General features: G+C 50.0%; 11 protein-coding genes and 1 tRNA gene. 6 read left to right on the top strand and 6 right to left on the bottom strand.

The features are described from left to right. The coding region (locus tag C504_RS0109340) for a putative bifunctional diguanylate cyclase/phosphodiesterase (protein WP_018689071.1) at positions 1-1,246 on the top strand (1,246 nt) is incomplete at its 5' end. 94 nt (positions 1,247-1,340) lie between these two features. Here the strand turns inward: C504_RS0109340 and C504_RS0109335 are convergent. After that, positions 1,341-2,087 (bottom strand): SDR family oxidoreductase, encoded by a 747-nt coding sequence (locus C504_RS0109335; protein ID WP_026317352.1) that lies wholly within the window; start codon positions 2,085-2,087, stop codon positions 1,341-1,343. 106 nt (positions 2,088-2,193) lie between these two features. On the opposite strand from C504_RS0109335, the gene C504_RS0109330 reads away from it, so the two are divergent. The 3 genes from C504_RS0109330 (at position 2,194) to C504_RS0109320 (ending at position 4,015) form a co-directional block, all read left to right on the top strand. Further along, positions 2,194-2,595 carry a winged helix-turn-helix transcriptional regulator gene (locus C504_RS0109330; RefSeq protein ID WP_018689069.1) on the top strand — a complete coding sequence of 134 codons (402 nt, stop codon included), beginning with the start codon at positions 2,194-2,196 and terminating at the stop codon, positions 2,593-2,595. 195 nt (positions 2,596-2,790) lie between these two features. Then, positions 2,791-3,141, top strand: a complete 351-nt coding sequence (locus C504_RS0109325; RefSeq protein WP_018689068.1) for a hypothetical protein — start codon at positions 2,791-2,793, stop codon at positions 3,139-3,141. Between the two features lie 340 nt (positions 3,142-3,481). Beyond that, positions 3,482-4,015, top strand: coding sequence for a ricin-type beta-trefoil lectin domain protein (locus C504_RS0109320; protein ID WP_018689067.1), 534 nt, complete (start codon positions 3,482-3,484; stop codon positions 4,013-4,015). 76 nt (positions 4,016-4,091) lie between these two features. Here the strand turns inward: C504_RS0109320 and C504_RS0109315 are convergent, their stop codons facing one another. After that, positions 4,092-4,991, bottom strand: a complete 900-nt coding sequence (locus C504_RS0109315) for a LysR family transcriptional regulator (RefSeq protein ID WP_018689066.1) — start codon at positions 4,989-4,991, stop codon at positions 4,092-4,094. A 101-nt stretch (positions 4,992-5,092) separates the two neighbouring features. Here C504_RS0109315 and C504_RS0109310 point away from each other — a divergent pair, with 101 nt between their 5' ends. Together C504_RS0109310 and C504_RS0109300 are read left to right on the top strand one after the other, a co-directional pair. Next, a complete protein-coding gene (locus C504_RS0109310; RefSeq protein ID WP_018689065.1) occupies positions 5,093-5,590 on the top strand; it encodes a lactoylglutathione lyase family protein in 498 nt (165 codons plus the stop codon). Between the two features lie 172 nt (positions 5,591-5,762). Beyond that, positions 5,763-5,839, top strand: a tRNA-Arg gene (locus tag C504_RS0109300). A gap of 400 nt (positions 5,840-6,239) precedes the next feature. Here C504_RS0109300 and C504_RS17550 read toward each other — a convergent pair. The 4 genes from C504_RS17550 to C504_RS0109280 form a co-directional block, all read right to left on the bottom strand. Then, a complete protein-coding gene (locus C504_RS17550) occupies positions 6,240-6,986 on the bottom strand; it encodes a sulfite exporter TauE/SafE family protein (RefSeq protein ID WP_018689063.1) in 747 nt (248 codons plus the stop codon). Positions 6,987-7,050: 64 nt separating this feature from the next. Then, positions 7,051-8,097: a LacI family DNA-binding transcriptional regulator gene (locus C504_RS17545; RefSeq protein WP_018689062.1), complete on the bottom strand. Its 1,047-nt coding sequence runs from the start codon at positions 8,095-8,097 to the stop codon at positions 7,051-7,053. A 49-nt stretch (positions 8,098-8,146) separates the two neighbouring features. Continuing rightward, on the bottom strand, positions 8,147-8,821 hold the full coding sequence (locus C504_RS17540) for an inositol monophosphatase family protein (protein ID WP_041951617.1): 675 nt from the start codon (positions 8,819-8,821) through the stop codon (positions 8,147-8,149). Between the two features lie 109 nt (positions 8,822-8,930). Next, the gene (locus C504_RS0109280; protein WP_026317351.1) at positions 8,931-9,611 is read right to left on the bottom strand and encodes a nucleoside/nucleotide kinase family protein; all 681 of its coding nucleotides are present in this window, start codon (positions 9,609-9,611) and stop codon (positions 8,931-8,933) included. Positions 9,612-9,617 lie beyond the last annotated feature (6 nt).

Raw genomic sequence — 9,617 nt, 5'->3', positions numbered from 1 at the left:
CGACTGCAATTTCAAAATGCTTTTGATCGATCTCGATGGGTTCAAAGATATCAATGATAGCTTTGGTCATTTGGCGGGTGACAAGATCCTCTGTTCAATCGCCAAGCGTATTGAAGATACCATTCCTGAGAATGCATTCTGCGCACGCCTTGGCGGGGATGAATTTGCAGTCCTTATGGGTGTGCAAAATGAAATGCTGAAACCTGAAGATTTGGCTTCTGAATTGATTGAAGTGATCAATTTACCCGTGCCCTATGAGGGGCATGAGATTAGTGTTGGTGCGTCGATCGGCATTTCTCTAACATACCAAGAAACGCAATCCTGCGAAGAATTTCAGCAGCAGGCCGATCTGGCATTATATCATGCAAAACAGACTGGCCGCGGTGTTTGCGAAACCTATAATCCAAGCTTAACCGAAGCTTTTGAAGAAAAACGACAAGCATTTGAATTGGTGAAAGAGGCAATTCATGAGGGAAGATTGCTTCCGCATTATCAGCCAATATTCGATTTAAGCTCGCAGCGAATAAAAGGCGTAGAGGCGCTTGCCCGCATTCAAAATAAGGATGGTTCAATCGTTGGCCCAGCAAAATTTTGGCATGCTCTGTTTGAGCCCAAAAGCGCTTTAGCTGTCGATGAAACTATTTTGGATATTGCGCTCCGTGATTTTGCAGAATGGAAAAGTAAAGGGCTCGATATTGATTTTATAAGCATCAATGCCTCCTCTTTATGTATTCAATCGATGGATTATGTTGAGCGTGTTTTAGAAGCATTGGCGCACAACAATTTGCAGCCACATCATTTGAAAATAGAAGTCGTAGAGAACATATTTTTAGACGATGCGGATTCTAAGATAACGCACGTGTTGGAGCGCCTTTCAGAGGCTGGTGTCATCATTGCGCTTGATGATTTTGGTACTGGATACGCGTCGCTTAGCCATTTGCGAGACTATCCCGTTAATTGCATTAAGATTGATCAGTCTTTTGTATCAGGACTTGGGGAAAGTGCAGGCAATACGGCCATTGTTCAAGCGCTTGTAAGCTTGGGGAAATCCTTAAACTTGGATATTATTGCCGAAGGGATTGAAACCCAGGGTCAACTGGATTTCATGTCAGCCGTTGGGTGTACATTTGGTCAGGGTTATCTCTTTTCTAAACCAATATCCGCCCATCAAATGTCCGATTATTTGAAGCAGGCGAGTTTTCCTTTGCTCGGCGACACCAATCTGTCCGTTGCAGGTAAGTGCTGAAAGCTGCAAAAGGCCATCGTAGACGTGTAAGGTGCATCATCCACAGAGTGTAGGCCGGAGCTTGCCAGCTCCAACCCTTATTTGAGCATGTTGTTTACCCGTTCATGGTGCCAAAAGTTTCAGCGTAACGGTTCTCGACCTCGGCGTTGCGCAAAAAGTTGACGCGGTTCACCAAAACTTCGTCCGGAACTTCGCCGCGTGAGAGGATTTCCATTACTTCGTCAGTGAAGTCTTTAAGCGGCATTGCAGCAGCAATTTGTGACTGGCCAGGTGTCAAGTCCGTCGCAACCTGCGGCGGCACAATCTCATGCACAGACACCGAACTATCACGCAATTGATAACGCAGCGATTGTGTCCATGAATGAATGGCAGCTTTGGTTGCACAATAGGTCGGGTTCGCTGCCTTTGGCACGAATGCAAGACCAGAGGAAACCGTGATTATAGTAGCCTGCGAACGCGACTGCAGATGCGGTAGCAACGCTGCCGCAAGACGGATCGGCGCAACAAGGTTGGTGGCGATCGTACGTTCGGCGACGTCGAGGCTCACCGGATCAACAGTATAATCCTCGGCCTCCATAATGCCTGCGTTCAGGATAATTGTGTCAAGGTCTGGATGCTCGGTCAGTACTTTGGCGCAAAAGATCGCGACTGCGTCTTTGTTTGTGACATCGAGTGTATAGCCAGCCATCGCGGGGTTGCGCTTGAGCGTGGCCTGCAAACTATCCTGCTTGCGTCCCGTGATGATGATGCGGTTCCCTTTAGCTTGAAGGGCTTCCGCCAGTGCCTGTCCTATGCCGGAGTTGCCACCAGTGATAAGGATTGTGCGATTGATGAAGGTCATCTGATTTTTCCTTTGTTTGACTGGTTCAAACATGACCTCCATGCTAACGATATAAAAGAAGGCACCCAAAAGAATTATACTGACCAAAAAGAGAGTATGGGGAAGCATGGAAAACTCATTGAGAAAAGAGCTGCGCGATCTTCCACCATCTGATCCAGCAGTAGAGCGATTGGTTGAAGAAACCATCGGGCGCGTGGCAGACAAGTGGACAATGCTGCTGATCGAGATATTGACCGAAAATGAGTGTTGCCGCTTTGGTGAATTGGCGCGCGCCTGTACTGGGATTAGCCAGAAAATGTTGACGCAAACTTTACGCGCAATGGAGCGCGATGGGCTCGTGACCCGCACGGTCTATCCAGTTGTACCACCGAAGGTGGAGTACCGGTTGACGGACCTTGGCTTGGGGCTGAGTAAAGCGTTCTGTGGTGTGTGGCTGTGGGCGGAAGCAAACTTTGGTGCGATTGAACAGGCCCGCAAGGATTATGCTGAAAAGCAGAACCAAAAGTAGTTTTGCTTAAGGCCTCGTGGAAGCACTGCCTAAATTGGGCCTTACGCGTTTAAATCCATTTCTTAAATTCTTTCGATCGGACAGGTCAGGCACAAGCTATTCGAGAAACTATGCGGGGTATTCACGCATTGCGTGTTACGCAAAAATACCTGCGCGCAATGATGCACGCCTGTTCCCATACTGATTGGACCTAACATGCAACTTCCTGAATGGACGAAACCTGCGCTTCTTGGCGCGGGAGCTGGCGCAATCGCACTGGCCGTCATTGGATTCAACTGGGGTGGCTGGATGACAAACAGTTCGGCAGTAGAAATGTCAAATGAGCAATCCACTGCCGCAATGGTTGCCGCACTAACACCTTACTGCATTCAAATGTCTAAAGACGATCCAAAGTCTTTCAGCGTCCTTGCTGAGCTTAAAGAAGCAAGCAGCTACAAACGACGTGGTATTGTTGAGCAAGCCGGATGGGCAACACCTTTGGGCGCTGAAGAACCTGACCGTGATCTTGCAGAAGCTTGTCAAACAGCGCTCGAAATCGACGCCTGATAGACTTCTAAATACGCTTTACGTTCGTCAAATATAAGGCACGTAAAACACACACGCATTAAAGCCGGGCTAGCCAAATGGAGCTGGCCACGGCTATTAGAGTAGCACAATTTCGCCACATGTTTTTACAAATGAGCGCTGGTTAGTCGGCTTTTAGTATTTCAAAAATTATTTTGTTTACTCTTCTCGCAGTATTTCTTCTGCTTTCTAGATGAGCCTTGTTCTTACCAAAGATTAATTTGACTGAAGCTGCGCCTAAGTGTGATTACCACTTCCACTTCTTGAAAAAAAGCGCACCTGTAGGAAGAACCCAATCCAATTCATCTAAAGGAATAACTTAATGATCAAACCCTTCAAAGCTGCATTGATTGTCGGCACCCTTCTGGTTTCTAACGCTGCTCAAGCAGAAGATGTGGAAATTTATCTAGTGGATATGCTAGACAATACTCAAAATGGATACTGCCTTGATATTGCTGGCGGACGCGAGGCAGACGCAGATCCGGATGATGGTTTGCAAGGACACACATGTTATAGTCCTGGCGGTGCGCTTGGTGTTGATCAGACGTGGGATAGCGAAAAATTTTCTGACAAGACGCTCTATATGACTAAGTTCGATGTTTGTGCCGTTGTGCCGTCAAATAAAGCTGGCACCGCGATTACGCTTGCAGATTGCGACGGTAGCGAGGCACAAAATGTGGTGTTCACAGGCGAGGGAACAATTTCACCTGCGTCAGCACCAGAAATGTGTTTCACTGTCGGGGAAGACACGAGATCAGGGCGTAGCGATACTAACCAGATCAAAGTTCTGTCACTTGAGCCATGTGATGCAAATCAAGCAGCATACCAGACTTGGAGCGTGCGCACGGCTGGTTGATTCATAACCAGAAGATCCACACGTGCATCACGGAGCTTAGTTCAGCCGAAGAACCTACACGAACAGGGCTGTTTCTTTAGCCTTGTTTGTCTAAGGTCTGAGCGACTGATCCAATAAGCGCTGCGATCTTTTGAATTCTTTTGGGAAGGATACGGCCGCGTCGCGATACCAGCCAAAGGTCGTGATGTCTGCTTTTGGGTAATTTGCCCAATTGAAGCTGCGCCCGATTTGAATATGCATCAATTCCACTCTTCGGTAACAGCGTGTAGCCAAGACCATTTTCTACAGGCAAAGGTATTTGTCCGATTTGATTAATGAACGTTCGAACATGTAAATTCTCCACCCCTTTAAAATCATTTTGGAAATTTAAAGAGAACAGCTCTTCGGCATAAGTAAAGCCGTCCGGATGAGCTACAAAGCCTAATGCATCCAGAGATGAGAAGCTTACAGCAGCAGTTGAAAAATCAGGTGGTAAAACAAGGCATAATTCTTCTCGCCCAAGAAAACTTGCATCAAGTCGTGCATTACTAGGTTCTGAATCGGTGATGCCAAAATCAAATTTGCCATCTAGCACACCATAAGGAATATGGCTTTGGGGCGTAGCTTCAAGGTGAAAGCTGAGGCCAAGAAACTCAAGCATTAAAGATAAGAGTTTTGGATAGAGCAGAAGTGCAAAGCTACCCGAACAAGCCACGATTACATGTCCAACATCGGGATCGTCGCTATGAACATTTTCTAAGAGCTCTTTTTCCTCAGCACGACGCGCAATACCCATAGCATAAACTGCATCACCAGCAGGCGTTGTAACAAAACTTTTGCCTTGTTGTGAGATGAGCGGTTGACCAATTTGGTGCTCAAGTTTGCGCAGATGTTGAGAAACCCCCGGTTGTGTCATGCCTAGCCGCTCAGCCGCGCGCGTAAAATGGCCCGTCTCAATTAGAACTGTAAAGGTTTGCAGCCACTGAGCATTTAACATTAGCTATTACTAATTGTTATCATAATAAATTCAAATCATTATTTTTTGTATTGATGCTTGCTGTCTATGTTTGTGTCCAGATAACAAATCAGGAGCAAGACATGTTACCTATGCCCAGAACCTTTTCCCACATTGGTCTATCGGTCCCAAACTTAGAGGCCGCTGTAAAGTTTTATACCGAAGTTCTCGGCTTCTACACGATAATGGAGCCAACAGAAATCACAGAGGATGACAGTGATATTGGCCGAATGTGCACCGATGTTTTCGGTGCAGGGTGGGGTCGCATTAAAATCGCACACTTGGCGACTGCAGATAGGATCGGATTCGAATTGTTTGAATTTGACGGTAATCACAAGCCAGAAGATAATTTGACATTCCGTCAGCACGGCACGTTCCATTTTGCGATCCAAGATCCAGACCTCGAAGGCCTTTTGGCTAAAATTGTAGAAGCAGGTGGCAAACAAAGAATGCCTGTCAGAGAATACTTCCCAAACGAAAAGCCTTATCGGATGGTTTATGTTGAAGATCCTTTTGGCATCGTGTTCGAGATATATAGCCATAGCTATGAGTTGACTTATTCAGCTGGCGCTTACGCCTGATATATCCAAAGAGTAGCATCAACCGATGTGAGAAAGTGTGGCGTTGGTGCACTTTTACGGAGCGGTAACCTGGATCACGCGCCGCAAAAAAACATTTCATGTAATTTCTGCAATTGCAGCAAAGCTCAAGCTTTGCTAAGGCTCAAGCGTGCTGCGATATATTCGCACCTTGGCACCCGTAGCTCAGCTGGATAGAGCGCTGCCCTCCGAAGGCAGAGGTCTCGCGTTCGAATCGCGACGGGTGCACCATTTAGGTGCATATGCACGAACTTTTTCGAACGATCATCATCGCTCAGTAAAATCTCATCCATTAAGCTTGCTGAGTTTCCAATAATCTCTGCCCGATTCTTGTGAACTACGATGCTGCCGATCAGGGTTCTCAAATATCCCTTTTGAAAGTCGATATTATCTTCGTCAAATCGAGAAGTAAGATGGTTTGTGAACTTAAGGATCTGAGTGTCGTTAACAATAATATCATCCGCGAATTATTTCTAATACGTGAGACAGCATCACGTGCACGATCGCGTTTCTCACATAGTTCATCAATCATGCTGTAGCTGTTGATCTTGCTATGCCGAGTTGCTTGGCAGTCTGCTCGGTTGTCATTCCGACGACGACGAGGTTTGCAAAGCTAAGATTGTTTCAGCCCCTAGTCGATTAAATGACCAAGTGCTTTGATGACAAGGTAAGAAGATACAACGAACAACAAAAGTTGAATTACCAGGGTAAAGACCTGCTGGGGCAACCATTGCACCAGCCACCTGCCTAGAACTGCGCCCATCGATGCCACCACTGCCATCGCCAGCACAGTTGGGACATGAATCTTGGCAAACAGGCCGACAGCAGAGTAGGCGGGCAGCTTGAACAGGTTGATAGCCGCAAATACCAGCGTGTTAGTTCCGGCGTATTGCAAACTTGGCAGTTTTTGCGGCTGGACAAAACTCTGGAACGGCGGCGCGCCAGTATGGGAAATGAAGCTGGTAATCCCGGTTATTATGCCCCAGAGAACACCTTTGATTGGATCGAACGGCGCCACCGGATCCTGACCGCGCAGCTTCTTGTGCAGGGCATGTCCACAATAAAACAGCCCTATAAGTCCGGCCGCCAGTTCCGCATAGGTCGATGAGACATAGGGCGCCAGAAAGGTCGCCAGAATAACACCGCCCAGACCAGCAGGAATCAGCAGCAGCACATTCTTCCGCGAAAATTCTTTCCGATAGAGCCAGACGCCCATTGCGTCGCTGATGATAAAGATCGGAAGCAGCGCCCCCGCTGCCATCAGCGGATCCATCCAGATCGAAAGGATAGGCACTGCCAGCGCACCGGCCGAGGCCAGTCCGCCCTTAGATGCTCCGACGATCAGCGAGGCGAGTAGAAATAATCCGAGTGTTTCCATGTGCGGGCACCTTTACGCGTCATGCGCGATGAAGTTTCGAGTGTGTGAGGTGTTGTTTGGGCGCCTAGTCTGAAGGGGCGAGGGCGATGGATGTGCGGTCGACAGCCACACAAGCAAGTTGCCGGGTTTCCCATCCCTCTGACCAAATATTGATCCGATGGCTGAGAATATCCACCGTCTCTTGTACCATGGCCTCCAGAGGCTGGCGGATCGTCGACAATTGGTAAGAGGCCGCCGCAGCCAGATCAACGTCATCGAAACCAATAACCGACAACTCATCCGGCAAGGTCAGGCCGAATTCGTACCGGGCCACATCCATCAACGCCATGGCGAGCAGATCGTTGGCGCAAAAGATCGCGTTAGGCCTGTCCGGTCGACCGAGCAATTCGCGCGCGCTGTCGACCCCAGCGCTGTAGGAGTATTCGCGCGAGTGTGCCATCGAAATGACCGAACTCCCTGCTTCCTCAATTGCCGCGTAAAAGCCCTTCCCGCGTTCGATTGCGGTAGAGGCGTTGGCCGGGCCGGTTAAGAGGCCGAACCGCTTGTGTCTCGATTGCAGCAGTCGCGCTCCTGCCAACCTCCCTCCGGCGACACTGTCAGCACAGACCACATGCAAGTTGGCGCGGCGCGGGCGGCGGGCAAAAGCCACCAGCGGAATGCGCCGCTTGCAACATTGTTCGGTGATATGCGGAGAGATTGCGCCCGCCGAGACGACAAGCCCGTCAACGCTGTATTGCAGGACAAGCCGAGCCATCTCTTCCAGATCCTGACCGTCTGAGACGTTCAACAAAAGGGTCCGAAATCCGCGTGCCTGTAACGCACGGGTGAAATGATCGAGCACGGTCAGATAGACAGGGTTCTTGAAGTTGGCGAGGATCACACCGACGAGGTTTGTCCTCTGGGTCATTAGGCTGCGGGCCAGCACGTTGGGCTGATAGCCCAGCTTGTCTGCGGCATCCATCACTCGCACGCGCATCTTGGCCGACACGCTGGCGCCGGGGGTGAACACGCGCGAAACCGCTGACAGCGAAACGCCCGCCGCGCGGGCGACATTCTGTGCCGTGACGCGATTGGCGTTCCGTTCTGAGGCTGTGTCAGTAGTTTCTTTCATGATCCTCGACCATATAATGCATTTCACAGTCGGCGCAAACGGTTTCGGCTTAGTAAAGAGGTGACACTGCGTTCCATATCCCCGGCGCTGCGGCTAGGACCGATCGTTTGTTGGCTGAAGCCAACGTCTGGGCAAAGGCGTTGGTCTGTCCACCAGCCTCGCGCACCAACAGCATGCCAGCCAAATCATCCCAAGGCGACACCTTTGGCTCATAAGCCGCTAGAAGCCGTCCAGCCGCCACATAACAAAGCCCCAAAGCACAGGCGCCGGCGCGGATATACATGCCGCCATCGGCCACGAGTTTGCCGATGAAAGCCGCGGATTTGTGTGGATCACCATGCTCGTTCGCACCAACTGAGATTAGCCCAGCACCGATGGTTGTGGCATCGGTTACACGGATCGGAGTGTCATTCAGAAAGGCGCCGCCGCCTTTGGTGGCATGATATAGTTCATCCATGACCAGCGTTACGATGGCAGAGACTACCGGCTCTGCATACACCGTATAGGTCAGCACCACGCACCATTGCGGCAGACCCAGCATGAAACAGGTGGTGCCATCGATCGGGTCTATAATCCAAGCGGTATTGCCGCTGGAAGGATCGTGGGCGGTTTCCTCACCTACGATCACATCTGCCGGATAGGCCTGGCCCAATCGATTGCGAATTAGTGCTTCGACCTCCAGATCGACGTTAGTCACCCAGTCCTGGGTGCCTTTAGTTTGCACCGAAAGTCTGCCTCTGTCGCGAAAGGCCGCGAGGCAAGTCCCCCGGCCTCGCTTACGATTTCACAGGCGGTGCGGCACCGCGCTTCAAGCGTGTCTGCTATTGCGAGGGTCATTCGCTATCCTGTCTTTCGTTCATCGCGACGGCCTGCGCCAAAGCGGCTCGCAGGTTGCTACGCAGCGTGTCGAGATCGCCGTCGTTCTTAATTCGCACATCCGTCGAGGCGATAAGCTCTGCATTGTTCTGAAGTTTTCCGTCGGCACCATTCGACCGCATGTCATCTTTGCGAAAGTGATCCAATGCAGACGGGTCCCCGACTCGAGCCCGTCCTTGAACACGTTGAAAACGGCTTTCGGTGTCAAGTATGAGAGCGAGAAGAACCAGCTTCAAGCCCTTTTCTTCCGCGATTTTGCGCAAATGGTCGAGTTCATCGTGGTTTCGCAGGCCGTCGATGACGGCCTTGCGCTGCTCCATCAGGTCGGTGTTCTGGATCAGGACACTGGCATAATAGTGGTTGCCGTGCTTGAGCTGCTGGTTCTTGCCGTGCAACTGCGCCTGCTCGCGAGTGGGGGTGTCAATTGCGGCTTTGGCTTCGTCCCGCAGAAAAGCGGAAAGAGAATAGGGGGTAAACCCCTCTTCGCTAATAGGCTGGTCGTGGTCGATTTTCCAGCCCCAGAATCTCCACAGATTACGACAATCAATCCATCGCTCATAGTTGCTTCTGCTTGCAAGCCTTTGCATGTATTGTGAGATTGTATCTCTAACAATGTTATTTGCTGGTACTTTTAACAATACTCA

Origin of the sequence: Ahrensia kielensis DSM 5890 (assembly GCF_000374465.1) — a bacterium.
Classification (GTDB): domain Bacteria; phylum Pseudomonadota; class Alphaproteobacteria; order Rhizobiales; family Rhizobiaceae; genus Ahrensia; species Ahrensia kielensis.
The sequence above is the reverse complement of the archived record's forward strand: the minus strand, read 5'-3'. Positions and strand labels throughout refer to the sequence as shown.